Raw genomic sequence first — 25,902 nt, 5'->3', positions numbered from 1 at the left:
CCGCCCTTTGCTTATTTGCGGCCGTACACCTTGACCCCGGCCCGACTCCCTTCCGAATTGCCGTATACCTCGATCCGCTTGATGCAGAGCCGGCTGCCGAGGGATTTCCGCTCCGACTCCTGATCCTCTCTCAGATCCTTGCCGAAATAGAGGGTCTTGCTGCGATCATTGCCATAAAACACCTTGACCCGCTCCAAGGTTAATTCCCGCCCAGCCTTGACCATGATGGATTTGGTTGGCCGGCAGGCGAGCATGGGAATGATGGCGGGATGATCGCCAACCCCGAGCAGAATGGTCTTGCCCAGCCGAAATTCATCATCGGCCATGGCCGGGGCGGCCAGCGCCCACAACAAGCTGGATAACAGAACGCCCTGAATGACGCGCAGACGCTTGGCAGAAAAAGAAAAAGCAGATAACACAGACATGATGCCTCCCGAAAAAAAACGGGGGGCATATTAATTCATCAAGGCTAAACCCAGCCTGTACCGGCGCCCTGCCAGGCAGGGCACCGACACTCAGGACCAGCGTTTGAAGATGAGGGAGGTGTTGATACCGCCAAAGGCAAAGTTGTTGGACATCAGGTACTCCACCGCCAGCGTGCGACCGCTGCCCACCACGTGATCGAGCGGAGCGCAGGCCGGATCCGGCTCGGTCAGGTTGATGGTGGGGGCAAACCACCCCTCCTGCATCATCTCCAGCGCCAGCCAGGCCTCGATGGCGCCGCAGGCCCCCAGGGTATGGCCGAAGTAGCTCTTGAGGGACGAGATGGGGGTGCGGTCGCCGAAGATGGCGGCGGTGGCGTGACTCTCGGCGATGTCGCCGCGCTCGGTGGCGGTGCCGTGGGCGCTGATGTAGCCGATATCCTCAGGCTGGAGCCCGGCCTGGGCCAGCGCCATCTCCATGCAGAGCTGCATGGTCTCCTGCTGGGGCTGGGTCACGTGGGCGGCATCGCAGTTGGTGGCAAAACCCACCAGCTCGGCGAGGATGGTAGCACCGCGCGCCTGCGCATGTTCCAGCTCCTCCAGCACCAGGGTACCGGCCCCCTCACCTATCACCAACCCGTCCCGCTGCCGGTCAAATGGACGCGGCGCCAGCTCCGGGTTGTCGTTCATCTGGCTGGTGGCAAACAGGGTATCGAATACCACGGCCTCCGACGGGCAGAGCTCCTCCGCCCCACCAGCCACCATCAGGGTCTGGTAGCCGTGCTTGATCGCCTCAAAGGCGTAGCCGATGCCCTGGCTGCCGGAGGTACAAGCGCTGGAGGTGGGAATGACCCGCCCGCGCAGGCCGAAGAACAGCCCGGTGTTGACCGCCGCCGTGTGCGGCATCATCTGCACATAGGTGGTGGCCGTGATGCTGGCGGTGCTCTTGTCGTTGAGCATGACCCCGAAGGCGCGGATGGGGTCCGTGCTGCCGGTGGAGGAGCCGTAGGCGATGCCGGTGCGCCCGTCGGTGAGCACCGGGTTGTCCAGCAATCCCGCCTGCGCCAGCGCCAGCTCGGTGGCGACGGTGGCCAGTGCCGAGACCCGCCCCATGGCGCGGGTCTTCTTGCGCGGATAGTGGGCCGGCAGCGTGAAGTCCGGAATGGGAGCCGCCAGCCGGGTGTTGAGACCGTCGTAGATGGCCCACTCCGGCATGTTCACCACCGCATTGCGCCCCGCCTGCAGGCGGGCCCGCACACTCGGCCAATCCTGCCCGAAGGCGGTCACCCCGGCCATGCCGGTGACTACGACTCGCTTCATACCATGCCCCCGTTGATGGAGATGACCTGGCGCGTGACATAGCCGGCGATGTCGGACATCAGGTAGGAGACCAGACCGGCCACCTCGTCGGCCTGCCCCATCCGCTTGAGCGGAATGATCTTCATCGCCTCCGCCTTCACCTCCTCATCCACCATGCCGGTGTCGATGAGGCCAGGGGCCACGCAGTTGACCGTGATCTTGCGCTTGGCAAGCTCAAGGGCCAACGCCTTGGTGGCCCCCATGATGCCCGCCTTGGCGGCGCTGTAGTTGACCTGGCCCCGGTTGCCCATCAACCCGGACACCGAGGAGATGGTCACGATGCGCCCGCCCCGGCGCAGGCCGATCATCGGCATGATGCAGGGCTTGAGCAGGTTGTAGAAGCCGTCCAGGTTGGTGTGCAGCACCCCGTCCCACTCCTCGTCGGTAAGGGCGGGGAAGGCGCCGTCACGGATGATGCCGGCGTTGCAGACCACTCCGTAATAAGCACCGTGCTCGGCCATGTCGGCCTCCAGCCGCGCGCGGCAACCCTCACGATCGGCGATGTCGAACTGGAGCAGACGCCCCTGCCCGCCGGCCGCCTGCAGGCTGGCCAGGGTGGCTTCGGCGCCGGCCCGATCGCTGTGGTAGTGCACCACGATGGAAAAACCGTCGGCCGCCAGCTTGAGGGCGATGGCGCGGCCTATCCCCTTGCTGGCGCCCGTGACCAATACGCTAGAGATCATGAAGCTTCCTCAGGCTAACAAATCGGACAATTCGCCGGGGCTCGGCTGATAGGTGGAGAGCCGCGCCTGGGCGCACTCCTCCCCCGCCAGCAGGATCCGGCAATCAAAACTGGCCATGCCGCCGTCTTGCAACAGGCAGCACGCCTCTATGGTGAGCAGGCTGCCGGCCGCGAAGACGGGGCGCAGGCAGCGATACTTGCGACTGCCGAGCAGCATGCCGATGCGCACCGGCTCGCCGCGCAGGCGCCCCTGCATGCCGGCCCAGGCGGCGATGGTCTGGGCCATCAGCTCGATGCCGACCCAGCCGGGCAGGTTGCCCTCCCCATCCAGCAGCAGGGCATGGCGGGCGCCGATACGGGTCTCGCAGCGCGCCTGCTGGGCATCCGCAGCGCAGAGCCGGTCCAGCAGCAGCATGGGGGCCTGGTGGGGCAGCAGGGTCTCGATGGCGGGCAGTGAACCTGACTCATTCATGGTGAACGCTCCCAAGCAGCAGGCTGACATTGTTGCCACCGAAGGCAAAGGAGTTGGAGAGCACCCGGGGCGCCGCCAGTGGCACCTCGCCGCTCACTAGCCAGATGGGGGCCAGCGCCGGATCCGCCGTGGCCACCCGCTGGGGCGGCAGTGGCAGAGCGCGCTCCAGCAGCAGGCAGGCGAGCGCGGCCTCGATGGCTCCCGCCGCCCCCAGGGTGTGGCCGGTGAGCAGCTTGGTGGAGCTGCAGGGCACCTCGGCACCAAACAGCCGGTGCACCGCCTGGCTCTCCATGGCGTCGTTGAGACGGGTGGCGGTGCCGTGCAGGTTGACGTAGCCCACCTGCGCCGGCGTCAGGCCCGCCTGGGCCAGCGCCATGCGCATGGCCGCCTCGGCGCCGACCCCGTCTGGATGAGGCGCCGAGATGTGCCAGGCATCGGAGGACTCCCCCGCCCCCAGCAGGGCCAGCGGTGCAGGCGTGCGGCTCAACAGAAACAGCGCCGCCCCCTCGCCGATGTTGATCCCCTGGCGCGCCTCATCGAACGGCTGGCAGCGCGCACAGCTGAGGGACTCCAGGCTGTCAAAGCCGTTGAGGGTGAGCCCGCACAGGCTGTCGGCACCGCCCACCAGCACGGCGTCTGCCAGTCCGGCCGCCAGCAGCCGCTGGCCGCTGATGAAGGCGCGCGCGCTGGAGGAGCAGGCGGTGGAAATCGTCCAGGCCGGCCCGGTCAGGCCGAGATGGCGGGCCAGAAATTCCGACGGTGAGCCCAGCTCCTGCTGACGATAGTCAAACTCGGGGGGCACCGCCTCTCCGCGCCGGGCAGCGGCCACCGCCAGCTCGGCCTCGCCGATCCCGGCGGTGCTGGTGCCAAGCACCAGGCCGACACGGTCGCTGCCAAAGGTGGCCAGCGCCTGATCGAGGGCGGGCCGGATCTGGGCCAGCGCCGCCAGCAGCAACTGGTTGTTGCGCGAGGCATAGGGGGCCAGCGCCGCCGGGATGACCGGCAACTCCCCTTCCACCCGCCCGACCGGGGTCAGCCGACCATCCAGCAGCGGCGCCCGGTGGCGATCCAGCGGGCTGATGCCCTCTCTCTGCCAGGCCAGCAGCGCCTCGGCGCTGGCATCACGCCCCGTCCCCAGTGCCGAGACGAGGCCATAGGCGGCGATATAACAGCTCATTGGCTCAGGGTCTCCAGTTGCAGGCGGTAGTTGAATACGTGTTGCTGCAGGCCGACCGGCTCGCGCACGCCGTCGGCGTCGCGATAGCGGATCTCGGTGACCAGGGTGCCATCGGGGGCGCGCAGCCGGCGCAGCAGCCCCTCGTCACGCAGCGTCCAGCCCGGCGGCAGTTGCGGTTGCCAGCTGGCCAGCGGCCAGTAGCAGAGCATCACGTCCGCCAGCACCTGGCTCACCGGTGGCATGCCGCTGGTGAGCAGCGGGCTGAGCTGGCGGGTCTCGATGCCCTGCTGGTCATAGCGCACCAGAAACAGCCGTACCCCGCTCGGGGTCAGCCCCACCAGGGTCAGCTGGTGGCCGTCCGCCTCCAGCACCGTCATCAGCTGGTGGTTGCTCCCCCCCACGCTGGCGGTCAGCAGCTGCTGGCGATAGAAGGGGGCGGCCAGCACGGGGGCCGGCAGCGTCATAACGGTCCCCTTGTCGAGATAGGCGGTGGGGGTCGGCTGGCTGCTGCAACCGGTCAGCAGCAGGATTACGAACACGAACAAGGCTTTCATGATGAGGTTGGCTCCCGGCCATGTGGCCCCGGCAACTGCGGTCGCACCCGGTCCAGTACCAGGGGTGAGAGCAGGAAGGCGGTAAAGATACCGCCGCTCAGCACCAGACCAAAGCCCGCGATGGCGGGGGTGTGACTCAGCGCCAGCAGACCGAAGGCCAGCTGGGTGGTGAGGTTGGCCAGCAGGATGGCGAGCAGGGTGGAACTCTGGCGCGCCGCCTCGTTGCCGCTATGGGCGAAGAAGAGGCCGTAGTCGATGCCGATGCCGAAGATGAGGCTGAGCGCCAGCACCCCGAACAGGGTGAGCGGCTGGCCGCAGGCGGCGAGCAGCGCCAGCCCCATGGCCAGCGCAATCAGGTTGACCAGCAGCACCCGGGCCGCTCGCGCCGCCCCCATCCGCCGCCACAGCAGCAGGGCCACCAGCGCGATGGCCACCGACAGCAGCTCCGCCAGCTTGATGCGGTAGTGGGCGAACAGCTGGCTCCACTGGCTGCGCTGATCCTGCCAGTAGACCCCAGGCTCGGCCGCCGCCAGCGCTGTCAGGGCACTCTCGTCCGTCACCCCCACCAGCGGCACCCAGATGGCAACGCGGCCATCCGCCAGGGCGTGCCACAACAAGCGGCTCCCCTCGCTGACCGGGCTGGCCAGCCAGGCGGCCGGGGTCAGCCAGTGCGGCTCGCGCACGGGCGGCTGCAGCGGCAGGCCGGCCGCCTTGAGCCGGCTCACCACCTCGGGCAGCAAGGTACGAATGGCGGCGGCATCCTCCTGCTGGCGCGCCAGCGAGGGCAGCCAGCGGGCAAGCGAGACGAACGCCTGCAGCGCACCGCGCGCCTTCAACGCGGCCAGCGGGCCGTGGAGCCGCTCCAGCCGTTGCAATGCCTGCTCGCCGTCCGCCCCCGTCACCAGCAAGCCCTGCATGCCCCCCTGCTGACCGGTGAGGGTCTGGATCCGCTGCTCCTGCCCCTGCAACGCCACCGGCAGAGGCTGCAGCCGGCGGATGTCGTCATCCACCTGCAACCGGCTGATGCCGAGGGCCGCCAGCAGCAGGCAGCAGAGCGGCAGACCGATGCGCAGCAGCGGGCGCTGCTGCCAGGCCAGCAGCCAGCCCTGCAGCCAGCGCTGGCCCCAAAGCGGCCTTGTCGGCAACGGGCCGACCCAGCGCGGGAACAGGCAGAGCACGGTGACGAAGGCGCTGAACAGCCCTGCCAGGGCGCACACCGCCAGCTGCTGCAACCCCGGGAAGGGGGCGAACCAGAGCAGGCCATAGCCGATCAGGGTGGTCAGCACCGCGAGCGAGAGGGTAGGCAGCAACTTGAGTCGGGTCTGGTGGGGCGTCTCGTCGTCGCCGTGCAGCCGCCGCTCGCACAAGAAGTGGATGGCGTAGTCGATGGCGATGCCGATGAGGCTGCTGCTGATGACCAGGGTGAAGACGTGGATCTCGCCGAACAGGAGCAGCACGGTGCCGAGCCCCCACATCAGCCCCACGCCGATAGGCAGCAGGGAGAGCAGCAGCGCCCGGGTGGAGCGGAACACGCCCCAGATGAGCAGGATGACCCCAACCATGGAACCCAGCCCTATGGTGGAGATGTCCTGCTGGGCCAGGTTGCTGGCGTGCTGGCTGTAGAAGAGGGTGCCGCGGCGCAGCAGCTCGGTGCCGGGATAGGCGTCGGCGAGGCGCTGCTCGGCCCCGGCCAGTTCGCTCAGCAGCGCCTGGTTGCGCTGGATGTCGAAGGCGGAGAGATCCAGCTCGGCGCGTACCATGTACCAGTCGCGGCCGGCGTCGTCCCGGCTTACCAGCCAGCCCTCCTTGAGCTGCATGGGGCCGCGGGCCTCGGCCAGCACCCCGGCCCGGGTCAGCAACAGAGGGTCGCTCTGCCACTCGGCGCGGGAGACGCCGCCAAAGGGGGAGTAGATCTGGCCGAGCACCCATTGACTCCACCCCTCGGCGCCCCCGGCAAGCCGGGCCCGGCTCGCCGGATCCAGCCGCTGCCAAGCCAGCTCGTGCAGATAACGCTGCCAGGCGGGGGCCAGCTCGGGCTGATACCCCTTGATGCGGGACAGGGCAGGCAGCTCGCCGAGCTGCTGCGCCCAGAAGGTGGCGGCGGCGCGCCCGTCCTGGCCGGCGGGCAGGCTCAACAGCCAGACCAGCTGGCGGTCGAGCTGCTGCAGCAGACCCTGCTGCAGGGCCGGGTCCAGATCGCTGCGGGACTCGTGGGGCAGCAGATCCATCAGGCTGGTGTTGATGCGGCTGTGGGGCAGCTGCCAGGCAAGCACAGCCGCCAGCAGCAGACAGAGCCCGATCCAGAGGGTCCCGAGCCGGCGCCAGGTGGTTTCAGCGTGCAGCAAGGTGGGCTCTCCTCGTCCCGGCGGGAGCGGTTCGCTGGCGCAGCGGGATACTAGTGGACAGCAAAGCGGGCCTGCTCCTCAGGGGTCAATGGCAGGGGGCGCTCGCGCCAGTCGCTGAAGCGGATGCGGGTGCTGTCACCCTGCTTGTCGGCGATAAGCAGCTGATCCAGCTGCCCCTGCCCGCTCAGGGTGAGGCTGGCGAACACCTTGTCGAACGGCGCCAGGGTCGGCACCAGCACCAGCTGCCAGCCATCCTCCGTGCTGTGAAAGTCGATGCTGAAGTAACGGCTCAGGGTCGCCTCGTCCGAGCCGAACAGCGCCAGCAGCATCTGGCTGAACTCCAGCAGCTGGGGGTTGTCGATGACGGTGGCGGGCTGGCCCGCCATCTGCTGCACCATGCGCGTCGGCGTCAGGACAAGGGTCAGCGGGAAGGGTTTCTGCTGCTGCCACCAGAGCCCTAGATCGCGTACCAGCAGCAGCTCGCCGGAGGCCCTGAGGGGCTGGCTCAGCCCAGCCACCTGCTTCTCCTGCTCGAAGCGGGCCTCCTTGGCCTGGCTCAGGGCGAGCAACTGCTGCACCTCGGCCCGGCTCAGGGGCGCCGCCTGCAGCGGCCATGTCAGCAACAGGATCAGACCGGCCAGCAGCGGCCCCATCAGCCGGCTCACTGGCTCACCCCCAGCTTGTCCAGCAGCACCTGGGGCGAGGCCAGACACATCTCGCCGCTTGCCTTGCTCACCGCCACCTGGATGCTGTAACCCTTGCTGGTGCGGGTGCCGCTCGCGGCGTCGCTCAGCAGGTAGTCGATCTTCAGGCGGTTCTGGTACTCGGTCAGGGTGGCGCGCACCCGCACCCGCTGGCCGAAGCGAAGCGGTGCCAGGTACTTCATCCGGGTGTCTATGATGGGCCAGAGGTAGCCGGAGGCCTCCATCTGCGGATAGTTGTAATCGATGAGATCGAGCAGGGCACAGCGGGCCAGCTCGATGTAGCGAAAGTAATGGCCGTGCCAGGCGACCGCCATCATGTCCACATCGTGGAACGGGATGGTCACCTCGACTTCGGTGCTGATCTGCCAGGGTTCAGGCGTAGTCTGGATACGGCTCATAGTGAAGAGTCCTGATAGAGGGGATAGTGGCGCTGGCGAATGCGGGCGATCAGCGCCCTCAGCTCGGGCTCGAGCCCCCGGTCTTCCAGCAGCGGGGCAAACTCGGCCCGCACCTGCGTGACCATGGCGGCCAGCGCCGAGCCAAGCGGGCGGGTGAAGGGGGTGGGCCGGGCGAGGCGCAGCTCCACCCCCTGCACCGCCGCCAGCAGGCAGGCGGCCCCTACCTGCTCGGTCAGGGTCAGCACCCGCAGCGCATCGCGTGCCGCTATGGTGCCCATGCTCACCTTGTCCTGATTGTGGCACTCGGTGGAGCGGGAGAAGACGCTGGCGGGCATGGTCTGCTTGAGCGCCTCCGCGGTCCAGGCCGAGACGCCGATCTGCACCGCCTTGAAGCCGTGGTTGATCATCTGCCGCCCCTGTGGCGCGCCGGAGAGGTTGCTCGGCAGGCCGCCGTTGAACTTGCTGTCCACCAGCTGGGCCAGCTGGCGATCCAGCAGGTCGGCCAGGTTGGCGACGGCCGCCTTCATGCTGTCCATGGCCATGGCGATGTGACCGCCGTAGAAGTGGCCGCCGTGCATCACGTGCTCCTCTTCGCCGTCGATCAGCGGGTTGTCGTTGGCGCTGTTGAGCTCGTTTTCGATGAGCTGGCGCCACCAGGGCAGGCTGTCGGCCACCACCCCGATGACATGGGGGGCGCAGCGCAACGAGTATCTGTCCTGCAGCCGGTCGCTGTGGCGCGGCAGCTCACCGGCCACCAGATCCTCTCTCAACCAGGCCGCGACCCCCTGCATGCCGGGGTGCGGCTTGGCGGCAAACAACCGCTCGTCGAAGTGGAAGGCGTTGCCCCCCATGGCGACACTCACCAGGGCGGTGATCCGGGTCGCCAGCCGCATCAGGTAGTCGGTGCGGGCGTAGGCAAGGCAGGCCAGCGCCGTCATCACCGAGGTGCCGTTCATCAGCGCCAGCCCCTCTTTCGGCCGCAGGGTCAGGGGGGTCACCCCCAGCTCCCGATAGACCTCGGCGGCGGGGCGCAGCACACCATCATGATGAAGCTCGCGCTCCCCCACCAGCACAGCGGCGACGTAGGAGAGCGGGGTGAGATCGCCGCTGGCGCCCACCGATCCCTCTTCCGGAATGCGCGGCACCAGATCCTGCTCCAGCAGCCAGCAGAGGCGCTCGAGCAGGGCCGGGCTGACCCCGGAGACCCCCTGTGCCAGCGAGCAGAGCCGGGTGGCGAGCACGGCGCGCGCGGCATCGAGCTCGAGATCCGCCCCCAGCCCGCAGCCGTGAAAGCGGGTCAGGTGCAGCGGCAGCTCGGGCACCAGCTCGGTTGGCACCGGCCGGGTAACCGAATCGCCGTAGCCTGTGGTCACCCCGTAGATGACCCCCTCTTCGGCCAGCAGCCGGTCGAGAAAGTCGGCGCCCCGCTGGATGCGGGCCATGAAGGCGGGATCCGGATTCAGTGCGGGGGTGGCGCGCCCTTCGGCCAGGGCCACCACGTCTTCGATGGTCAGCGGCTTCGCGCCGAAGACAACCCTGCTCATCTCACTCTTGTTCATCGGTCAGCTGCCAGAAATCAAAAAAGTTGAACCAGTCCAGCGGGGCGCGCAGGCAGTGGTGCTGCAGGCGATCGGCATAGGCCTGTACCCGGGACGCGAGAATCTGTTGGCGCCCCTGCCGCGGCAGGGGCTGGCCGTCGGCAAAGGGCTCGAAATGCACCCGAAAGCGCCCCTGCTCCTTGAGGCCGAACATCAGGTAGACGGGGCAGCCCAGCACACTGCTGAGCACGAAGGGGCCAAGGGGAAAGGGCGCAGGCGCGCCGAGGAAATCGGCCCAGATCACCCGCTTCTCCCGGGTCACCGAGGTGCGATCGCCGACGATCACCACCCACTCTCCCTGCTCCAGCTTCTCCTTGAGCAGGATGGCGGTATCGGCCCCCAGCTCCTGCACCTGGATGAGGTTGAGGTGCGAATCCGGGTTGATCTGCTTGAGCAAGGCGTTGAAGCGGGCCGCGTGGCGGGTGAACACCAGCGCATTGATGCGCAGCCCCTGCTTGCGACTGCCAAGCGCCCGGCACAACTCGAGATCGCCCAGGTGGGAGCCCAGCAGCAACACTCCCTTGCCACTGTTGATGGCGGCCTGGTAGTGCTCAGCCCCCACCAGTTCAACCTCTTGCTCCGTGATATCGCCGCGCCAGCCCGCCAGCTTGTCGAGGGCCGCCTCGCCAAAGCGCAGGAAGTGGCGAAAGCTCGATCTCGGCTCGGCGGGCAGCACAACGCCTTGTGCGTTGGCGAAGGTCTCGAGCCGGGCCAGATAGGCCCGGGATGCCTCCCGCTGGGCGCGGCCGGTCAGCCAGAAGTAGCCGATGACCGGATAGAGCAGCAGGGAGAAGCCGCGCCACCCCAGCAGGCGGTAGCTGGCCAGCATGATCTGCATGCCGAGCAATGAGCCCCGCTCCGGGGTACGCGACCAGTGGGTGCGCCGCTCGCGCCACAGCCGGGTCAGTCGGGCGCCGAGACGGGCCGGCCAGCGGCAGAGGCGCAGCAGCAGATCCCACAGCAGGCGGCACACCAGCCGGGTGTGCATCCAGGAGATGTCGAGGTTGTCGCGAAAAAGCCGAAAGTGGGAGCGGCCGTCGACGGGATAGATGACCCGGGTCGGCACGAAGCGCATCGGCACCCCGGCCCAGTGCAGGCGCACCATCACCTCGGTGTCAAAATCCATCCGCCGGCCGAGGGCCACCCGCTCCAGCAGGGCGCAGGTGGACGCCAGCGGATAGACCCGAAAGCCGCACATGCTGTCCTTGATGGCGAACGACAGCGTCTCGATCCAGACCCAGACATGGGTGATATAGCGGCCGTAGAGGCGCCCCTTGGGCACGGAGTCGTCGTAAAGCGGGCGGCCGGAGACGAGCGCCGCCGGGTGTTGGCGCGCCTCCGCCAGCAGGGCCGGCAGATCCGTCAGATCGTGCTGGCCGTCGGCATCCACCTGCAGGGCATGGCTGAACCCCAGCTCATGGGCGCGGCGCAGCCCCGTCATCACGGCGCCCCCCTTGCCCTGGTTGTGGGGATGGCGCAGCAGGCTGACCCAGGGGTGCTGGGCGGCCAGCGCATCGAGCGCGGCGGCGGCGACGGGCTCGCTGCCATCGTCGACCAGCAGGCAGGGCAGCTTGAATTCGGCCAGCCGCGCCAGTACGGCGGCCAGCGGCCCGGCGTGGTTGTAACAGGGAATCAGAAGGCAAGGGTTCATAGGGTCAACCGCACCCGTCCGCTGCTCGCCGACTCATCCCCGAGCTGGTAGCTGAAGAGGAGCTGGCCCTTGTCCGCCTGCCACTGCAGGTGCAGGCTGCACTCGGCCCCGGGGCGCAGCGGGCGCTGGAACTTGAGCTGATCCACCCCGTGAAACGGCAGTGTCAGCTTGAGCCGGCTGGCGGCGTAGTGCATCACCCAGTGGATCTGGGTCACCCCGGGCAGCAGGGGCGCGCCGGGAAAGTGCCCTGCAAACCAGGGCAGTGCGGGATCGAGTCGCAGCCGCAGGCGCACGCCATCGGCCAGCACTTCGCAACCCAGCTCGGTTGGCAGCGTGTCAGCGGACAGGCTCATCGAACAGCTCCTTGAGTTGTAGCCAGGGGCGCTTGCCCTGGGCGTTGACGGGCATCTGCACGACCCGGCGCACGCTGCGCGGCAGGGCGACCGGCTCGAGCCAGGGGCGCAGCTGCTGGCGCAGGGCCAACAGGAAGCGCCCCTGACCGAGCTCGTCCCAGCGGGCGGCCCCCAATTCGCTTAGCACCAGCACGGCGCCGAGGATCTGGCGCTGACCCTGCTGCAGCGGCAGCACGGCGGCCGACTCCACCTCCGCCAGGGCCTGCAGGCGCGCCTCCACCTCGTTGAGGGAGATCCGCTTCTCCTCCAGCTTGACGATCCTGTCCTGGCGTCCCAGCAGCTCGAAACCCTCCTCGTGCAGGGCGATGCGATCGGCGCAGGCCAGCCAGTCGTCCTCTGCCAGGAAGGGGGAGCGCAGCAGCAGCCCCTGCTCCGGGCCAACCCGCACCTCGACCCCGGGCAGCGCCGTCCAGGAGGTCTGCTCCCGGTGGCGCTGACGCCAGCCAATGCCGCCGGTCTCGCTGCTGCCGAAGATCTCCACCGGCAGCTGGCCGAAGAGCGCCCGGGCTTGCCGGGCATCTTCCAGCTGCAGGGGACCGCCGGAGGAGACGATCAACCGGCAGCCGGTGGCGGGCATGGCTGGATCGAGCCGACTCAGAAACGCCGGCGACGCGATCAAACACCAGGGGGCGCCTTGCGCCGCCAGCTGCTCCGGGTAGTCGATGGTGCGGCGATCGAACGGGCGGCCGAGAGCCAGCGGCAGCAGGATGCGAAACAGCAGGCCGTAGATGTGCTGGTGGCTGACGCTGGCCAGCACCCGGGCATCGGCCAGCCGCTCGCCCCAGAGCGCCATCTGCACCCGCAACTCGGCCTCCAGCTGGGGCCAGGCCTTGGGGATCGCCTTGGGCTCGCCGGTGGAGCCGGAGCTGAACAGGGTGATATCCAGGCGCGCGGGCGCAAGATCACCGTGTGCGGCGTCCAGCCCCTCGTGCGCATCGGCCAGCGGCAGCCTGAGCTGAGGCACGGTGAGCGCCGCACCCGGCAGCTCGGCGTCGGTGAGCAGGCCGTCAAACTGGCTCTGCAGTTCCTGCAGGCCGGCCAGCCGCTGATGACCCGGCAGAATAGCCTGATAGCCGCCGAGGGCGCAGGCGAGCAACGCTTGCGTGAACAGCAGGCTGTCGTCGAAGCAGAGTGCCCAGCGCGCGCCTGGCCGGCCGGCGCCGTCGTGACGGGCCATGGCCCTGGCCAGTTGCAGGCTGGCGCGGCGCAGCTCGGTCAGGGTCACCTCCCCCTGCGGGCCGAAGGCCACCGGCTGGGCACCATCGCGCTGCCAGAGGGTTTGCAGCAGGCTCATGGGGTCAGCCTCTTGAGCAGGCGGCGACGCACCAGATACTCAGCCCCCATCAGGCAGCCCATCAGGAGGTAGCTGACGAGGCCGTTGTAGAGGCTCCAGAGCGCCAGATCCCCGTGCCAGATGGTGAAGGCCGCCAGGGCGCCATTGATGACGAAGAAGCCGCACCAGACCTGGGTCACCCGCCGGGTGTAGCCGATGGCCGCCGCCGGCAAAGCGGGATCCTGCAAGCGGGCCAGCCGCTCCACCAGGCTCATGGGGCGGGTCAGGCTCCAGCCAAACAGGCACAGCAGCGCCAGGCTCACCGCCAGCGGGTAGTAGAGCAGCCAGTGCCGGGCATTGAACAAAGCGGAGAGCAGGGTCAGCCCCAGCCCGATGCAGGCCAGCAGGCGCCCCAGCCAGAGCCACTCCGGCAGCGGGCCGAACCGGACCCGCCCCTTCAGCAGGCCGGGCAAGAGTCGCAGCGAGAAGATGAGCAGCAGACCGAGCAGCAGCGGGGTTTGACCGGCGTGGGTCAGCCCCCAGTAGACCGCCAGCGGGTAGAGCAGCAGGGCACCACCGGCCAGCCAGGAGAGCCAGCGCATCATGGCAGGGCTGACACCGGCATCAGGCGTCGGCCAGCAGACGCTCGACCGCATCCACCACGTCGTTGACGCTGCGCACCGACTTGAACTCTTCCGGCTTGATCTTCTTGCCGGTCAGCTTCTGCAGATGCACCACCAGATCGATGGCATCTATGCTGTCGAGCTCGAGATCCTGATAGAGGCGGGCCTCGGGAGTGACGGCCTCTTCGTCGACTTCGAACAACTCGACGAGGGCGGCCTTGATCTGGGCAAAGATATCGTCGCGGGTCATGGCTCAGGCCTCCCCTTTCGACTGGGCCTGCACCAGGGCCACCAGGGCCGCAACGGAGGCAAAGTGGCGACGGGTGTTCTCATCCTCGGCGGAGAGGACGATGCCGTAGCGACCCTTGATGGCAAGGCCCAGCTCCAGCGCATCGATGGAGTCCAGCCCCAGGCCGTCCCCAAACAGCGGGGCCTGGCTGTCGATGTCGTCAGGGGTGAGCCCCTCGAGGTTGAGGCTGTCGATGATGAGTTGTTTTATCTCTAGATGCAGGTCTTGCATAACTGTTCCATATGCTGTCATTGGGGCCCGGGTTGCAGGGCCCGGGTGAGAAACCGGGTCAACTGGCGAGCGGCCAGCGCACTGCTCTGGCCGGTGGCGACCACCTCGTCCGCCGCCACTTGCTGCAGGAATTCTATGGTGAAAGTCGGCTTATTTTCCGGGATCTTGAACCATTTGTCCTGCTTGGTGAGAAATCGGGTGCTGCAGTGGATCCGCACCAGCTGCAGCGGCACCTGGCTGCGCACCGCCAACTGGGCTGCGCCGCGCTGCAGCTTGATGGGTTCGCCCGGGGTGGTGCGGGTCCCTTCCGGGAAGATCAGCAGCAGGCCGCCGGCCCGGATCCGCGCCATGCACAGGGCCAGCAGATCCTCCCCCGCCACGTTGGGCAGGTAGTCGGCCGCCCGCACCACGCCGCCGATGAAGGGGTTGCGCCAGAGTGACTGCTTGACGATGCAGTCGCACACCGGCATCTCGGCCGCCAGCATGACGTAGTCGAGCAGGCTGGGGTGATTGGCCACCACCAGGGCGCCACGCAAATCGGCGGGCATGCCGCTGACGCGATAGTCGAGCACCCCCCAGCCCCGCAGCATGGCGAGAAACAGCCGGAAACTGTGGCGGATGGTGAGCTGGGCCAGGGTGCGCCGCCGCTCCCCGCGCAGACAGAGCGCCAGCAAGGGGAACCAGAAGAGGGTGAGCAGCAGCCCCCCCACCCCGAACAGGGTGAAGCCAAGGGCCGTGCCGATCAACCGCCAGGCCCGGTTCAGCAACGCTGCCATCTCCACACCTGACGGTCATCGCCGAGGATCAGGGTCGGCTCGCCTAGCAGCAGGGCGCGCCACAAGGCGAGGCTCTGGGGCCACGGGTGGGCAGCGTCAACTGCGGGGCTAACTCCCTCGCAGCGCCACTGCTCACCGGCCTCCAGCACCAGTCCCAGCGCGTGGGGCGGCGCCTCCGACCCCAGCCAGGGGCGATGAAATTCGGGCACAGGCCCCTCGAAGGCCACCAGCAGCACCCGGCGAGCGCCGGCCTGCAGGGCGCCGACCGCTTCGGTGAGGCCTGCCATCAGGCTGCTCTCCCCCGCAGCCAGCGAGCTCATGGGAATGGCGGCCTTGCCCTGGATGGAGCAGAGCCCGGCGGCGGTGTTGTGGACCGACATGGAGAAATCGGTGGGGGAGAGCGCCTGCCCGTCCGCCAGCGCCCGCAGCAGCGTCATGGAGCGGGCCAACTCGCCGTGGCGGCTGACGAAGATGGCACTGTCTACCTGGTGGCGGGCCAGCAGGCTCAGACCCACCTGTACCGCCAGCCGTGAGCCCTGGCTCAGGCGGCGCGCCATCATCATGGGCAGCAAGGGAGTGGCGGGAAACGGCGGGTCGACGGGCCAGCGCCCCTGCTGCGCCCACGCCTGCCAGGCGGCCTCATCGGCCAGACCGGGTGACAGCGCCTGACTATCCAGCAGCGAGAAAGAGAGCATGTTGCAGGCGACCTGTCCTTAAAACCGTGGTGGGAGCGAAGAGCATAAAAGGCACTCCCCCGACGGGCAGTGCCTGCGCCATGGTATTGAATGGCGTCATCAGGTGAATACCGGGCGGATAATACCATTATTCATCAGAAATAATAGCCAGCCCGGATTATCCACCGCCTTGGTGATTGAAAATAAACAATTTGTGTTGTCTCATTGCCACGCTCAATTGATGAATATCCTTCCCAAGGAAAATATTATGAAGATTATTAATAAAATATCCCTGCTGCTGGCCTGTGCCCTGCTGGCCGCCTGCTCCACCAGCCAGCCCATCCGCAATATGGCGGCCAATCCGGTGCCATCCAACCTCACCGAGGAGCAGGTCGCCAACGCCATTATTACGGCCGGTATCAGCAAGAGCTGGGTAATGCGTCAGGAGCAGCCGGGACTAATTCGGGGCCAGGTCAATGTGCGTCAGCATCAGGCGGTGATCAATATTCCCTACAGCGCTCGCGATTATTCCATCAATTATGTGAGCAGCGTCAATCTGGACGACAAGGGCAAGGGCAGCATCCACCGCAGTTATAACCGCTGGATACTGGGTCTGAACCAGGCCATTCAGCTGGAACTCGCCCGCGCGCAGAGCCGCTGATCCGGCAGGAGCCCCCCGTGAATCACTATCAGACAGACCCCTACAACGCGCTGGAAGCCATCAGCGAGGCCCAGAAAATCGCCTTCGGGCCCATGCTGTTTCAGGCCAGCTGGTGCCTGCGCGAAACCGGGGTGCTGGCCTATCTCGAGACCCGTGGCCAGCGGGGGGCACCACTGGTCGACATCGCCCAAGCATGCGAGCTGAGTGAATACGGCGCCGGCGTGCTGCTGGACATGGGGCTCGGCGGCGGGCTCTGCTACCTGGCCGAGGAGCACTATGTGCTGGGGCGGGTCGGCAAGTACCTGCTGAACGACACCATGAGCCGGGTCAATCTCGACTTCACCCAGCACGTCTGCTACCAGCCCCTCGCCCACCTGCTCGACGCCATCCGCAACGGTACGCCGGCCGGCCTGCAGGAGTTCGGCCCCTGGCAGACCCTCTATCCGCACCTGAGCGAGCTGCCCGAGCCTGCCCGCCGCAGCTGGTTCGCGTTCGATCACTTCTACTCCGACTGGGCCTTCCAGCAGGCCCAGGACAAGGTGTTCGGTTACGAGCCGCGCCATCTCTACGACCTGGGTGGCAACACCGGCAAGTGGGCCATCGCCTGCGCCAAACGGGATCCCGCCCTGCGAGTCACCATCCTGGACTTGCCCGAACAGCTGGCACTGGCTCGCCGCAACATCGATGAGGCGGGGCTGACGGAGCGGGTACAGGGTCACCCGGTGGATCTGCTGCAGCCAGGCACCCTGCCCGGCGCGGCGGACATCTGGTGGATGAGTCAGTTCCTCGACTGCTTCAGTCACGAGCAGATCGTCGCCATCCTGAACCGGATACGGCTGGCCATGAAGCCGGACGCCCGGGTCTGCATCCTGGAGCTGTTCTGGGACCGCCAATCCTTTGAAGCCGCCAGTTTCAGTCTCAACGCCACCTCCCTCTACTTCACCTGTCTGGCCAACGGCAACAGCCGCTTCTACCACTCCAAGGAGCTGTACCAGTGCCTGCGCGAGGCCCACTTCCACGTGGAGGCCGAGCACGAGATCCCGGGCCCGGGCCACACCCTGCTGGTTGCCCGCCCGTTGCACACGAGGCCATAATGCCGCCATCGGCATAACGATGATGAAACGAGAAGGAGCACGGCATGAGGCGTGACTGCATGGCCCTGATGGCCCTCGGCCTGGTTCTGGGCAGCCTGCTCGGCGGCTGCGCCGACATCAAGGAGGCGGGCAGAACCGTGGGGCACACCACCCGCAATGTGACCCGCGAGATTGGCCACACCACCCGGGACGTGACCCGCGAGATCGGTCACGGCACCCGGGACACCGTCAAGAAGGTCGGTGATGAGCTGAGCAAATAGAAACAGGGGCCGACAGGCCCCTGTTTTCATCAGCGTCATGGGTGAACTCAGTTGCTCCACATGGCCATCAGCTGGGACTCCATGGCCTCTTCCTGTTCATCCGGCAGCTCGGTGAAGAAATCGAGCCCGGTCTGCTGCTCCACCTCATCCACCGTCACTATGTAATCCGCCAGCCGGCTGGCCGACACGTTCTCCTGCGGCAGGATGAAGGCGATCGCCTCCTGGTTGGCTACATCCATCACCACCCGGTAGTAGGCGTGGGGCACGGTCACACCGTTGCCGATGGAGGCATCGGAGTTGGTGAAGATGGGACCGGTGATCACATAGACATCCTGATAGGCGATGGCCCACTGCCGGGTCTTCTCCTCCAGGATGCGCCAGGCCCCCTGGTTGAGCGCCGGCAGCTGCGGGGTCATGTTGGTCAGCAGGAAGCTCTGCTTCATGGTGGTGGCGGTGGAGCGCATGTCCGCCGCGGGCGCCTGGTGACCGCGGTCATAGCCGGAGCCCTTGTAGTCGGCCAGGGTAGCGCGGAACTGCACCGGCACCTCCTTGTCCTCGGCAAAGGCATCCTTGCGCGGCACCTGACCCTGGGCGCTGGCGGCCGTCATCCGATAAGAGACCCAGTCAGAGACCTTGGTGTCGTAGTTGTAACCGGCGGCATAGCCGTCCCGGCACAGCAGTTGACTGGATTGGCTGGGCACCCCGAGCTTGACGTGATCCTTGCATTGGAAGCCCGCCGCCAGGCTCGGGAAGGTGGTGAGAGTGAATCCGATAGCCAGAACTAATTTATTGATATTATTCATTATTATGCCACTCCTTGTGTTAGGCGGAGTGATTTGACACCAGGTCGGATGAGTAAGGCAATCGAACGAATTGTGAGCGTGTCGGAAATGTGAAGAGGGCTGCAAATCGGTAAAATCGCCGTCGCCAGCTGGGGGATTGTCATCCCTTTGTCATTGTGTAGTGCAGTAACTTCGAGAGGCTTATCAGATAGATAGGAACAAAAAAGCGGAGCCGGCGGCTCCGCTGCAATCATCACGCCCGCTCAGCTCTTGACCTGAGGCCTGGGGGTATCGGGCTGGGAGGGCGGCAGGATCGGCAACACGATCTGCGGCTGCTCGCCGGTCAGGCTCTTGAGGTAGGCGGTCATGTCGTCCGCCTCCTGCTCGCTCAGGGTCTGGCCGAGCTGGATGTCCGCCATGATCTGCACCGCCTCCTTCAGATCCCACACCGAGCCATCGTGGAAGTAGGGGTAGGTCAGCTCGATGTTGCGCAGGGTCGGCACCTTGAACCAGCCGATGAACTGCTTCTCGCCGGTCACTCCACCGCGTCCCTGGGCCGGGTTGTCGGTCTTGAACGGCTTGACCAGCCCCATCTTCTGGTAGGAGTTGCCGCCGATGGCCACCCCGTTGTGGCAGGCGGTGCAGCCCTTCTCCTTGAACAGCTGATAGCCCTTCAGCTGCTGCGCAGTCAGCGCCTTGGCATCCCCCTTCAGCCAGCGATCGAACGGCGCGTTGGGGGTGACCAGGGTCTCCTCGAAGGCGGCGATGGCATCGGTCACCTCGTCGATGCCGAAGTCCCCCTTGCCGTACACAGCGCTGAAGCGGGCCCGGTACTCGGGCAGGGTGTGCAGGGTCTCCACCGCCAGCTTGTGGCTGAAGGCCATTTCCAGCGGGTTCTCGATGGGGCCCGCTGCCTGCGCCTGCAGATCCTTGGCGCGCCCATCCCAGAACTGCACGAAGTTGAGGCTGGAGTTGAGCACGGTGGGCGAGTTGATCGGCCCCTCCTTCCACTTGTGGCCGAGGGAGCTGACCTGGTTGTCCACTCCGCCGGTCGCCAGGTTGTGGCAGGAGTTGCAGGAGATGGCGTTGGATTTCGAGAGCCGCGGCTCGAAAAACAGCATCTTGCCCAACTCGACTTTTTCCGGTGCGCTCACCTTGGCTGCTTCCACTGCCTGGATCGGCTCGTTCGCCCACCCCATCCCTGGCAGGCCCAGCGCCAGCAACAGATAATATTTATTCATTTTTTATCTCTCCCTTGTGGCTGTGCATAACAGCAGCCTCAGCCTGCCCGGGAAAGCCTGTGCATAATTTGCTCAAGATCAAATGAGACCAACAAAAACCACATTAAAAACAATGAATTAATATATTGCGGACGGACTGATGGCGGGGACTTGCGCGGCAAAAAAGAGCTGAATTCTGACGAATAAATTATGAGCAAATTCATCCACAATGACAGCCAATTAATTAGATTGCTGTCATTGAATAAAGCGATTATTCAATATGCAGGCGTGACCGCCCCGTTATTTAGATTCATCTTGAATGCATCATAAATATCGCCGGCGTTCACCCAGCCAATAATAAAAATAGCGTCTGACCTTCTGTATCCCGCAATTCAGATGATGCCCTCCGTTATTTCCTCGTCAATGCAGGAAACGGATCGCCGTGCTTTTCAATCAAGATAAGGATGCATGATGAAAGAGTCCCTGTTGGCCGCCACCCTGTTGCTCTGCCCCGCCGCCTTTGCCGCTACAGTGCACTGGGAATACAGCGGCGAGGCCGGCCCGGCAAAATGGGCCAGCCTGACCCCGGAATATGGCCAGTGCGCGGGCAGCAACCAGTCGCCGGTCAATCTCTCGGGTCTGGTCAAGGCCGAGCTGGCCCCGCTGCAGTTTCACTACCTGGCGGGGGGCCGCAGCGTCACCAACAACGGCCACACGGTGCAGGTCGACTATGCCCCGGGCAGCACGCTGGAGCTCGACGGCATGCACTTCACCCTCAAGCAGTTCCACTTCCACGCTCCCAGCGAAAACCTCATCGAGGGCAAATCCTACCCCCTGGAGGGGCACCTGGTCCATGCCAATGACCAGGGGGAGCTGGCGGTGGTCGCGGTGATGTTCGAGCCGGGCAGCGCGAATTCGGCCCTCGGCCGGGCCTGGACGTCGTTGCCGGCCAAGGCAGGTGAGCAGCACCAGCTCAAGGAGGCGGTCTCGGCGGAGCAGTTGCTGCCCGCCAAACGGGACTACTACCGCTTCAGCGGCTCGCTGACCACCCCGCCCTGCTCGGAAGGGGTGCGCTGGCTGGTGATGAAACAGCCGGTGCAGATAAGTCAGGCCCAGATCGATGCCTTCAAGGCGGTGATGCACCACCCCAACAACAGACCCGTGCAGCCGCTGCACGGTCGGCTGGTACTGCAATAACGCCCCCGGCAACTCACAGAGCCAAAATGAAAAAAGAGGGCCAAGAGGCCCTCTTTTTCGTTTGCAGCAACTGATTACAGACTGGCGGCGATGCGCGCCCCCAGCGCGGCGTTGTTCAGCACCAGCTGGATGTTGGCGGCCAGGGAGTTGCCGCCGGTCAGCTCGCACACCCGGGCCAGCAGGAAGGGGGTGGACGCCTTGCCCTTCACTCCCTGCTCGTCCGCCTCTCGCAGTGCCTGGGCGATAGCGGCATCGATGTCGGCCTTGGGCATGGCAAACTGGGCCGGGATGGGGTTGGCCACCACGGCGCCGCCGGCCAGCCCCAGCTCCCACTTGAGGCGCAACGCCTCGGCGATGGCCGCCGGGCTCTCGAGGCGGTAATCCACCTTGAAGCCGCTCTCGCGGGTGTAGAAGGCGGGCAGCTCCTCGGTCTGGTAGCCGATCACCGGCACGCCCTGAGTCTCCAGGTACTCCAGGGTCAGGCCGATGTCGAGGATCGACTTGGCGCCGGCGCAGACCACGGCCACCGGGGTCTGGGCAAATTCCTGCAGGTCGGCGGAGATGTCGAAGGTCTCCTGGGCGCCGCGATGCACGCCGCCGATACCGCCGGTGGCAAACACCCGGATCCCGGCCATGGCGGCAATGATCATGGTGGAGGCAACCGTGGTCGCCCCCAGCCCCTTGTTGGCCAGCACGAAGGGGATGTCGCGGCGGCTGCACTTGGTGGCGGCGTGGCCGGCCCGACCCAGCGCCTCCAGCGCCCCCTCATCCAGACCCACCTTGAGGCGGCCATCGATGATGGCGATGGTGGCCGGCACGGCGCCGTTGTCCCGCACCACCTGCTCCACCTGGCGCGCCGTCTCCACGTTCTGTGGATAGGGCATGCCGTGGGAGATGATGGTGGACTCCAGGGCCACCACAGGCTTGCCGGCGGCCAGGGCTTCGGCGACGACCGGTTGGATATCGAGGTAAGCGTTCAACATGGGTACTCCTCCAGCATGCGTTCAACGGCGGCCTTGGATAGGCCGGAAAAGACGGTATCGGGACAATTGACGGTAAGGGCGGCGCAGCCGAGGGCGAAACGGGTGGTCTCGACGATGTCCTGCTCCTGCAACCAGGCGTGGGCCAGCCCTGCCATGAAGGCATCGCCGCCGCCGGTCACGTTGACGACCGGGCTGCCGAGCACGGACAGATGGCCCTGGCACTCCCCGTCGCTATAAAAGATCCCCTGATCGCCGAGGCTCAGGAACAGCCGCTGCACCCCGGCGCGGTGGAACCAGGCCGCCGCCATGGGCCAGGTGTCGGGCCCGGCGATGCGCAAGCCGCACAGCTGCTCCGCCTCGCTGCGATTCGGTTTGAGGGTGTGGATGCGGTGCAGCCAGGGGCGGATCTTCTCCACCTTGGCCACCGAGACGGTGTCCACGAAGATGGTGTGCTCCCCCTGACGCTCGAACAACCAGTCGAGGGTGTGGGTGGCGAGGTTGGTGTCGAGCAGCCAGAGCCGGGCAGCCCCGAGAAAGCCGCTCAGGGGGGCGAGCCGGGCCGGTGTGAGCTGGTCGATGATCCCCATGTCGTTGACGGCGCAGCTCATTTCGCCGCTGCCATCGTGCAGGCTGAGGTAACAGGAAGTGGCCTGGCCGTCCAGCACCAGCACCTGGCGCACGTCGACGCCGGCGCGCTGGCTCACCTCCAGCAGGTGATGGCCGTACTGATCGTTACCCACCGCGGTCAGCAGCCGGGTGTCGGTGCCAAGGCGCGCCAGGTTTTCGGCAATGTTGCGCCCCACCCCGCCGGCGGAGGTGCGCACCCGGCCCGGGTTGGAGTCGCCAATGCGCAGGTTGTCGTGGCTGCAGCCGCAGATATCCATGTTGGCACCGCCGATCACCACGGCGTAGGGCCCTTCCCGCAGCACATAGCCGCGCCCCTGCACATAGCCCTGACGCATCAGGCTGGAGATGTGGCTCGCCAGCGCCGAGCGGCTGATCCCGAGCCTGTCCGCCAGCTCCTGCTGGGCAATCATGGGATCCTGGCGCAGCAGGGCGAGGATCTCTTGCTCACGTTCCGTCATAGACAAACATCCAGTTACAAACGTTTGTCCATTATTTCCAAAAAACGTTTACCCGCCATCGCCTCGTGCAAAAATTGTCGGCTTGCGCACAAAAACTCGACAATGGGAAGCAAGCGAATCTCGGCCTCTACCTGTTACTTTTTCTGCGTTTGCCGGCGGGCACGGCTTATAATGCGGCCGCCACAGAGGAGAGCGAGATGAGAGAGTCAGACCACGAATGCCTGCCACCACAGGGGGATGAGTCAGCACCGCATGGCGACGCAGGCTATTGCTGCATCGGGCTGGTCAACCCCAAGTCACCGGAGAACGTGGGGGCCGTGATGCGGGCCGCCGGCTGCTACGGGGCGGACGAGGTCTACTACACGGGGACCCGCTTCGAACTGGCGCGCCGTTTCGTCACCGACACCAAGCAGATGGTGGAGCAGATCCCCCTGCTCGGGGTCGACGATCTGATGGCCATGGTGCCGGACGGCTGCACCCCGGTGCTGGTGGATCTGATCGAGGGGGCGACCTCGCTGCCGGACTACGTCCACCCCGAGCGCGCCTTCTACATCTTCGGCCCCGAAGACGGCACCCTGGAGCCGGCCCGCTTCAAGGCGGTGAAAGAGGTGATCTACGTACCGACGCACGGTTGCATGAATCTGGCGGCCTCGGTCAATGTGATCCTCTACGATCGGCTGGCCAAGCAGTTGAGGCGCTGATGATAAAGACGAGCAACAGGAGGTGATCTGCGTGGCCATACCCAAGGGCTGCATCAATCTAGCCGCCTCGGTCAACGTCATTCTCTATGACCCACTGGCCAAGCAGGTGCGCGGCAACTCGGCAAGCTGACAGAAAAGTTCCTGAACAGGTAACCAGCCCTCCCCGACGCAGGGCGTTTTAGTTGTCAGGCTTTAGCCGCCGCTCCTGCTCTTCGATAAAACCGCGGTAGTAGTCGTGCAACCGATAGCGTCGGTAGATTTCGGCCAGGGTGCCGTGCCGCACCAGGTTGACCATGCCCTGATCCCAGAGCTGCTGCAGGGTGCGACCCTTCTCGGTATCGGCAAAGATGGGGTAGGTCGGGATCCAGCGCAGGAAGGTACGATGCATGTTGGCAGGAATGGAGTCCTCCGAGTAGAGCACCCCGGCGGTCAGATAGTAACGGTAGCGCTCCTTGGCCAGCAGTTGCAGCGCCATGTCGTGGCTGTCTATCTCGTGCCAGCGCATGGATACCGGGATGTACTTGTCAAAGGCCCAGCCTCGCAGCCACACCACCCCCTGTCCCTTGAGGCTCGACTCGCCCAGCCACTGGGGCTGCCATTTCTTGAGCATCAGCACCGTCAGGTCATCGGCCGAGGCGGGATAACGGGGCTGCAGCACGCCGCTCACCTCATCCCGGTAGACTCCCATCGCCATGTCGCCCCCCTGCTGGGCGATCACCGCCAGCGCCCGCTTGTAGGGCACGATGCGGGGGATGACCTCGTAGCCGTTGGGCTGGTAGATGGCACGCACTATGTCCAGATAGATGCCACGCCCATCCCGCTGGCAAAAACCCGGCCAGTCATCGCAATAGACATTGAGGGGATCGGCCCGACCGGGCCAGCAGAGTAGCAGCAATACCCATGAAAGCAGCAAACGAACCATGTCTTGACTATTTCTCCGGAGGCGAATGCTGTCACCCATCGAGCCGGCCTATCTGGCAAGGGTGCACAGGCCATATCCCATGATATGAAGATCCGTCGGCAAAGCACCACTTTTTACCGGTTTTGCGAGCGAGTCGAGGGTTATTGCCGACCGAATGGGTATTATTGACAATGAGATTCATTAGTAACCCAACCATAGGGGAGCCTTCATATGCCATCCATCAAAACCCTGCTCTGCCCGGTCGATTTTTCCCAGATGTCGCAAGCCGTGCTCGACTATGCCGTATTCATGGCCCAGAGCCATCAGGCCGAACTCAAACTGGTTCACGTGGTGGACCAGCTGCACGGCTTCGACAGCTACAAGATCCTGCACATGACCGCCATCGAGATCACCCACGAGATGGAGCGTCAGGCCAAGAGCCAGATGAAGGAGCTGATCGCCAGCCTGCCCATTCCGGCCACCTTCGAGGTACGCTTCGGCCGCGCCGCCGACGAGATCGTCGTACAGGCCAAAGAAGAGAAGGCCGATCTGGTGGTGATGGGCAGCCACGGCCGCTCCGGCATCAGCCACCTGCTGGTGGGCAGCGTCGCCGAATCCGTGGTCCGTCACGCCCCCTGCCCCGTGCTGGTGGTGCGCAAGTAATCCATCACCCGAAAAAAGAAGGCCAGCATATGCTGGCCTTCTTTTTTGGCCCTAAGGCAGGCCTCAGCCGTGGGCGTAGATGACGCTGCCCCCCTTGATGATGTCGATGATGGCCCTGGATTGCTCCTTGGGCAGTGCCGGGCAACCCCAGCTGCGCCCCAGCTTGTCATATTTGAGCAGATGACGGGGACTCGCATAGTCAGCGCCGTGCACGACGATGGCCCGCTTGCGGGCGTTGCTGTTCTGGCCCGGGCTCAGGCCGTCGAGGCGCAGCGAATAGCCGTGCTTGCCCTGATAGGTTTCGGCGGTGCGATAGACCCCGAGCGAACTCTTCATGGAGTTGAACTGGTTGGAAAACTGGCGAGCGTCCCGCTCACCCGAATTGCGGCCATGGCTGACCCAGGTGTGATAGAGCAGCTTGTGGCGTTTCACGTCGATGACGAACAAGCGGCGCTGGGTTGAGGGTTTGCTGTAGTCGATGATGGTGAGAATGGGTTTGCGCTTGTGGCGCACGCTCTGGTAACTGTTGAGGGCCTTGCGAAACACCTGTTTGTCGAGCTTGCCGGCCAGCCCCAGCTGGCGATAGAGATCCTGATCCCAGCTGGCGTGGCTGCTGCTGCTGAAACAGAGCGCCCCCAGCAACAGTGGCATGCTCAGCCACAGCGCTCCCCAGCGCTTTATCCAATCTGTCTGCTTCATCCTTGAATCTGCTCC

At 65.7% G+C, this 25,902-nt stretch carries 31 protein-coding genes; 7 read left to right on the top strand and 24 right to left on the bottom strand.

Features of this window, described 5'->3' with window-relative positions; all coding sequences use genetic code 11:
- Positions 1-11: 11 nt before the first annotated feature.
- The 18 genes from ACB031_RS05055 to ACB031_RS04970 form a co-directional block, all read right to left on the bottom strand.
- Entirely contained in the window at positions 12-350 is a 339-nt protein-coding gene (locus tag ACB031_RS05055) for a DUF2541 domain-containing protein (protein WP_371139401.1), read from the bottom strand.
- A gap of 165 nt (positions 351-515) precedes the next feature.
- Positions 516-1,742, bottom strand: coding sequence for a beta-ketoacyl-ACP synthase (locus ACB031_RS05050; RefSeq protein ID WP_005297952.1), 1,227 nt, complete (start codon positions 1,740-1,742; stop codon positions 516-518).
- The gene (locus ACB031_RS05045) at positions 1,739-2,464 is read right to left on the bottom strand and encodes a 3-ketoacyl-ACP reductase FabG2 (protein WP_010633053.1); all 726 of its coding nucleotides are present in this window, start codon (positions 2,462-2,464) and stop codon (positions 1,739-1,741) included. The genes ACB031_RS05050 and ACB031_RS05045 overlap by 4 nt, the downstream gene beginning before the upstream one ends.
- A gap of 9 nt (positions 2,465-2,473) precedes the next feature.
- Positions 2,474-2,935, bottom strand: a complete 462-nt coding sequence (locus ACB031_RS05040) for a thioester dehydrase (RefSeq protein WP_371139151.1) — start codon at positions 2,933-2,935, stop codon at positions 2,474-2,476.
- Complete coding sequence (locus ACB031_RS05035; protein ID WP_371139150.1) at positions 2,928-4,112, bottom strand: beta-ketoacyl-[acyl-carrier-protein] synthase family protein; 1,185 nt, start codon at positions 4,110-4,112, stop codon at positions 2,928-2,930. Before ACB031_RS05035 ends, ACB031_RS05040 begins: the two co-directional genes overlap by 8 nt.
- On the bottom strand, positions 4,109-4,666 hold the full coding sequence (locus ACB031_RS05030) for a DUF3261 domain-containing protein (protein WP_099358795.1): 558 nt from the start codon (positions 4,664-4,666) through the stop codon (positions 4,109-4,111). Before ACB031_RS05030 ends, ACB031_RS05035 begins: the two co-directional genes overlap by 4 nt.
- Positions 4,663-7,011: an MMPL family transporter gene (locus ACB031_RS05025; RefSeq protein WP_371139149.1), complete on the bottom strand. Its 2,349-nt coding sequence runs from the start codon at positions 7,009-7,011 to the stop codon at positions 4,663-4,665. The genes ACB031_RS05030 and ACB031_RS05025 overlap by 4 nt, the downstream gene beginning before the upstream one ends.
- A 50-nt stretch (positions 7,012-7,061) precedes the next feature.
- Positions 7,062-7,676 (bottom strand): outer membrane lipoprotein carrier protein LolA, encoded by a 615-nt coding sequence (locus ACB031_RS05020; RefSeq protein ID WP_371139148.1) that lies wholly within the window; start codon positions 7,674-7,676, stop codon positions 7,062-7,064.
- Positions 7,673-8,113: a thioesterase family protein gene (locus tag ACB031_RS05015; RefSeq protein ID WP_324053288.1), complete on the bottom strand. Its 441-nt coding sequence runs from the start codon at positions 8,111-8,113 to the stop codon at positions 7,673-7,675. Before ACB031_RS05015 ends, ACB031_RS05020 begins: the two co-directional genes overlap by 4 nt.
- A complete protein-coding gene (gene hutH, locus ACB031_RS05010; protein ID WP_371139147.1) occupies positions 8,110-9,672 on the bottom strand; it encodes a histidine ammonia-lyase in 1,563 nt (520 codons plus the stop codon). The genes ACB031_RS05015 and hutH overlap by 4 nt, the downstream gene beginning before the upstream one ends.
- Positions 9,659-11,362: a glycosyltransferase gene (locus ACB031_RS05005; RefSeq protein WP_371139146.1), complete on the bottom strand. Its 1,704-nt coding sequence runs from the start codon at positions 11,360-11,362 to the stop codon at positions 9,659-9,661. The genes hutH and ACB031_RS05005 overlap by 14 nt, the downstream gene beginning before the upstream one ends.
- A complete protein-coding gene (locus ACB031_RS05000) occupies positions 11,359-11,715 on the bottom strand; it encodes a hydroxymyristoyl-ACP dehydratase (protein WP_123246695.1) in 357 nt (118 codons plus the stop codon). Before ACB031_RS05000 ends, ACB031_RS05005 begins: the two co-directional genes overlap by 4 nt.
- Positions 11,699-13,069, bottom strand: a complete 1,371-nt coding sequence (locus tag ACB031_RS04995) for an AMP-binding protein (protein WP_371139145.1) — start codon at positions 13,067-13,069, stop codon at positions 11,699-11,701. The genes ACB031_RS05000 and ACB031_RS04995 overlap by 17 nt, the downstream gene beginning before the upstream one ends.
- The gene (locus ACB031_RS04990; protein WP_371139144.1) at positions 13,066-13,704 is read right to left on the bottom strand and encodes a hypothetical protein; all 639 of its coding nucleotides are present in this window, start codon (positions 13,702-13,704) and stop codon (positions 13,066-13,068) included. Before ACB031_RS04990 ends, ACB031_RS04995 begins: the two co-directional genes overlap by 4 nt.
- Positions 13,673-13,921, bottom strand: coding sequence for an acyl carrier protein (locus tag ACB031_RS04985; protein WP_005297934.1), 249 nt, complete (start codon positions 13,919-13,921; stop codon positions 13,673-13,675). Before ACB031_RS04985 ends, ACB031_RS04990 begins: the two co-directional genes overlap by 32 nt.
- 3 nt (positions 13,922-13,924) lie before the next feature.
- Positions 13,925-14,191, bottom strand: coding sequence for a phosphopantetheine-binding protein (locus ACB031_RS04980; protein ID WP_005297932.1), 267 nt, complete (start codon positions 14,189-14,191; stop codon positions 13,925-13,927).
- A 17-nt stretch (positions 14,192-14,208) separates the two neighbouring features.
- Entirely contained in the window at positions 14,209-14,967 is a 759-nt protein-coding gene (locus ACB031_RS04975; protein ID WP_017781051.1) for a lysophospholipid acyltransferase family protein, read from the bottom strand.
- Positions 14,952-15,662: a beta-ketoacyl synthase chain length factor gene (locus ACB031_RS04970; RefSeq protein WP_371139143.1), complete on the bottom strand. Its 711-nt coding sequence runs from the start codon at positions 15,660-15,662 to the stop codon at positions 14,952-14,954. Before ACB031_RS04970 ends, ACB031_RS04975 begins: the two co-directional genes overlap by 16 nt.
- A gap of 247 nt (positions 15,663-15,909) precedes the next feature.
- Between ACB031_RS04970 and ACB031_RS04965 the strand changes: the two genes are divergently transcribed.
- Genes ACB031_RS04965 through ACB031_RS04955 form a run of 3 tightly spaced genes read left to right on the top strand, consistent with a single transcriptional unit; the run spans position 15,910 to position 17,656 of the window.
- Positions 15,910-16,302 carry a hypothetical protein gene (locus ACB031_RS04965; protein ID WP_371139142.1) on the top strand — a complete coding sequence of 131 codons (393 nt, stop codon included), beginning with the start codon at positions 15,910-15,912 and terminating at the stop codon, positions 16,300-16,302.
- Positions 16,303-16,319: 17 nt separating this feature from the next.
- Complete coding sequence (locus tag ACB031_RS04960; RefSeq protein WP_371139141.1) at positions 16,320-17,396, top strand: methyltransferase; 1,077 nt, start codon at positions 16,320-16,322, stop codon at positions 17,394-17,396.
- Positions 17,397-17,440: 44 nt separating this feature from the next.
- The gene (locus ACB031_RS04955; protein WP_005297921.1) at positions 17,441-17,656 is read left to right on the top strand and encodes a hypothetical protein; all 216 of its coding nucleotides are present in this window, start codon (positions 17,441-17,443) and stop codon (positions 17,654-17,656) included.
- A 47-nt stretch (positions 17,657-17,703) separates the two neighbouring features.
- Here ACB031_RS04955 and ACB031_RS04950 read toward each other — a convergent pair whose 3' ends face one another.
- Both ACB031_RS04950 and ACB031_RS04945 read right to left on the bottom strand, forming a co-directional pair.
- Complete coding sequence (locus ACB031_RS04950) at positions 17,704-18,459, bottom strand: DNA/RNA non-specific endonuclease (RefSeq protein ID WP_336288786.1); 756 nt, start codon at positions 18,457-18,459, stop codon at positions 17,704-17,706.
- Positions 18,460-18,701: 242 nt separating this feature from the next.
- The gene (locus tag ACB031_RS04945; protein WP_371139140.1) at positions 18,702-19,679 is read right to left on the bottom strand and encodes a cytochrome-c peroxidase; all 978 of its coding nucleotides are present in this window, start codon (positions 19,677-19,679) and stop codon (positions 18,702-18,704) included.
- Between the two features lie 450 nt (positions 19,680-20,129).
- On the opposite strand from ACB031_RS04945, the gene ACB031_RS04940 reads away from it, so the two are divergent.
- A complete protein-coding gene (locus ACB031_RS04940; protein WP_371139139.1) occupies positions 20,130-20,855 on the top strand; it encodes a carbonic anhydrase in 726 nt (241 codons plus the stop codon).
- 74 nt (positions 20,856-20,929) lie between these two features.
- Here ACB031_RS04940 and ACB031_RS04935 read toward each other — a convergent pair whose 3' ends face one another.
- Both ACB031_RS04935 and ACB031_RS04930 read right to left on the bottom strand, forming a co-directional pair.
- On the bottom strand, positions 20,930-21,838 hold the full coding sequence (locus ACB031_RS04935; RefSeq protein ID WP_005297912.1) for a pseudouridine-5'-phosphate glycosidase: 909 nt from the start codon (positions 21,836-21,838) through the stop codon (positions 20,930-20,932).
- Entirely contained in the window at positions 21,832-22,923 is a 1,092-nt protein-coding gene (locus tag ACB031_RS04930; RefSeq protein WP_024941444.1) for a PfkB family carbohydrate kinase, read from the bottom strand. Before ACB031_RS04930 ends, ACB031_RS04935 begins: the two co-directional genes overlap by 7 nt.
- A gap of 197 nt (positions 22,924-23,120) precedes the next feature.
- Here ACB031_RS04930 and ACB031_RS04925 point away from each other — a divergent pair, with 197 nt between their 5' ends.
- A complete protein-coding gene (locus ACB031_RS04925) occupies positions 23,121-23,624 on the top strand; it encodes an RNA methyltransferase (RefSeq protein WP_274181557.1) in 504 nt (167 codons plus the stop codon).
- A 31-nt stretch (positions 23,625-23,655) separates the two neighbouring features.
- On the top strand, positions 23,656-23,754 hold the full coding sequence (locus ACB031_RS04920; protein ID WP_236672655.1) for an RNA methyltransferase: 99 nt from the start codon (positions 23,656-23,658) through the stop codon (positions 23,752-23,754).
- Between the two features lie 48 nt (positions 23,755-23,802).
- Here ACB031_RS04920 and ACB031_RS04915 read toward each other — a convergent pair whose 3' ends face one another.
- Complete coding sequence (locus tag ACB031_RS04915; protein WP_017766362.1) at positions 23,803-24,546, bottom strand: hypothetical protein; 744 nt, start codon at positions 24,544-24,546, stop codon at positions 23,803-23,805.
- 210 nt (positions 24,547-24,756) lie between these two features.
- Between ACB031_RS04915 and ACB031_RS04910 the strand changes: the two genes are divergently transcribed.
- Positions 24,757-25,188, top strand: coding sequence for a universal stress protein (locus ACB031_RS04910; protein WP_005297901.1), 432 nt, complete (start codon positions 24,757-24,759; stop codon positions 25,186-25,188).
- Positions 25,189-25,251: 63 nt separating this feature from the next.
- Here ACB031_RS04910 and ACB031_RS04905 read toward each other — a convergent pair whose 3' ends face one another.
- A complete protein-coding gene (locus ACB031_RS04905; RefSeq protein ID WP_279485335.1) occupies positions 25,252-25,887 on the bottom strand; it encodes a murein L,D-transpeptidase catalytic domain family protein in 636 nt (211 codons plus the stop codon).
- Positions 25,888-25,902 lie beyond the last annotated feature (15 nt).

The organism is Aeromonas sp. S8(2024), assembly GCF_041403085.1.
Taxonomy (GTDB): Bacteria; Pseudomonadota; Gammaproteobacteria; order Enterobacterales; family Aeromonadaceae; genus Aeromonas; species Aeromonas dhakensis.
Note: the sequence above shows the minus strand (reverse complement) of the source record. Positions and strands in the feature narration are given on the sequence as shown.

Bases quoted from the DNA above. Each gene is read 5' to 3' on its own strand.
- ACB031_RS05050 (WP_005297952.1), bottom strand. From the start codon at position 1,742: ATGAAGCGAGTCGTAGTCACCGGCATGGCCGGGGTGACCGCCTTCGGG.
- ACB031_RS05045 (WP_010633053.1), bottom strand. From the start codon at position 2,464: ATGATCTCTAGCGTATTGGTCACGGGCGCCAGCAAGGGGATAGGCCGC.
- ACB031_RS05040 (WP_371139151.1), bottom strand. From the start codon at position 2,935: ATGAATGAGTCAGGTTCACTGCCCGCCATCGAGACCCTGCTGCCCCAC.
- ACB031_RS05035 (WP_371139150.1), bottom strand. From the start codon at position 4,112: ATGAGCTGTTATATCGCCGCCTATGGCCTCGTCTCGGCACTGGGGACG.
- ACB031_RS05030 (WP_099358795.1), bottom strand. From the start codon at position 4,666: ATGAAAGCCTTGTTCGTGTTCGTAATCCTGCTGCTGACCGGTTGCAGC.
- ACB031_RS05015 (WP_324053288.1), bottom strand. From the start codon at position 8,113: ATGAGCCGTATCCAGACTACGCCTGAACCCTGGCAGATCAGCACCGAA.
- hutH (WP_371139147.1), bottom strand. From the start codon at position 9,672: ATGAACAAGAGTGAGATGAGCAGGGTTGTCTTCGGCGCGAAGCCGCTG.
- ACB031_RS05005 (WP_371139146.1), bottom strand. From the start codon at position 11,362: ATGAACCCTTGCCTTCTGATTCCCTGTTACAACCACGCCGGGCCGCTG.
- ACB031_RS05000 (WP_123246695.1), bottom strand. From the start codon at position 11,715: ATGAGCCTGTCCGCTGACACGCTGCCAACCGAGCTGGGTTGCGAAGTG.
- ACB031_RS04995 (WP_371139145.1), bottom strand. From the start codon at position 13,069: ATGAGCCTGCTGCAAACCCTCTGGCAGCGCGATGGTGCCCAGCCGGTG.
- ACB031_RS04990 (WP_371139144.1), bottom strand. From the start codon at position 13,704: ATGCGGTCGAGCGTCTGCTGGCCGACGCCTGATGCCGGTGTCAGCCCT.
- ACB031_RS04985 (WP_005297934.1), bottom strand. From the start codon at position 13,921: ATGACCCGCGACGATATCTTTGCCCAGATCAAGGCCGCCCTCGTCGAG.
- ACB031_RS04980 (WP_005297932.1), bottom strand. From the start codon at position 14,191: ATGCAAGACCTGCATCTAGAGATAAAACAACTCATCATCGACAGCCTC.
- ACB031_RS04975 (WP_017781051.1), bottom strand. From the start codon at position 14,967: ATGGCAGCGTTGCTGAACCGGGCCTGGCGGTTGATCGGCACGGCCCTT.
- ACB031_RS04970 (WP_371139143.1), bottom strand. From the start codon at position 15,662: ATGCTCTCTTTCTCGCTGCTGGATAGTCAGGCGCTGTCACCCGGTCTG.
- ACB031_RS04965 (WP_371139142.1), top strand. From the start codon at position 15,910: ATGAAGATTATTAATAAAATATCCCTGCTGCTGGCCTGTGCCCTGCTG.
- ACB031_RS04955 (WP_005297921.1), top strand. From the start codon at position 17,441: ATGAGGCGTGACTGCATGGCCCTGATGGCCCTCGGCCTGGTTCTGGGC.
- ACB031_RS04950 (WP_336288786.1), bottom strand. From the start codon at position 18,459: ATGAATAATATCAATAAATTAGTTCTGGCTATCGGATTCACTCTCACC.
- ACB031_RS04945 (WP_371139140.1), bottom strand. From the start codon at position 19,679: ATGAATAAATATTATCTGTTGCTGGCGCTGGGCCTGCCAGGGATGGGG.
- ACB031_RS04940 (WP_371139139.1), top strand. From the start codon at position 20,130: ATGAAAGAGTCCCTGTTGGCCGCCACCCTGTTGCTCTGCCCCGCCGCC.
- ACB031_RS04935 (WP_005297912.1), bottom strand. From the start codon at position 21,838: ATGTTGAACGCTTACCTCGATATCCAACCGGTCGTCGCCGAAGCCCTG.
- ACB031_RS04930 (WP_024941444.1), bottom strand. From the start codon at position 22,923: ATGACGGAACGTGAGCAAGAGATCCTCGCCCTGCTGCGCCAGGATCCC.
- ACB031_RS04925 (WP_274181557.1), top strand. From the start codon at position 23,121: ATGAGAGAGTCAGACCACGAATGCCTGCCACCACAGGGGGATGAGTCA.
- ACB031_RS04915 (WP_017766362.1), bottom strand. From the start codon at position 24,546: ATGGTTCGTTTGCTGCTTTCATGGGTATTGCTGCTACTCTGCTGGCCC.
- ACB031_RS04910 (WP_005297901.1), top strand. From the start codon at position 24,757: ATGCCATCCATCAAAACCCTGCTCTGCCCGGTCGATTTTTCCCAGATG.
- ACB031_RS04905 (WP_279485335.1), bottom strand. From the start codon at position 25,887: ATGAAGCAGACAGATTGGATAAAGCGCTGGGGAGCGCTGTGGCTGAGC.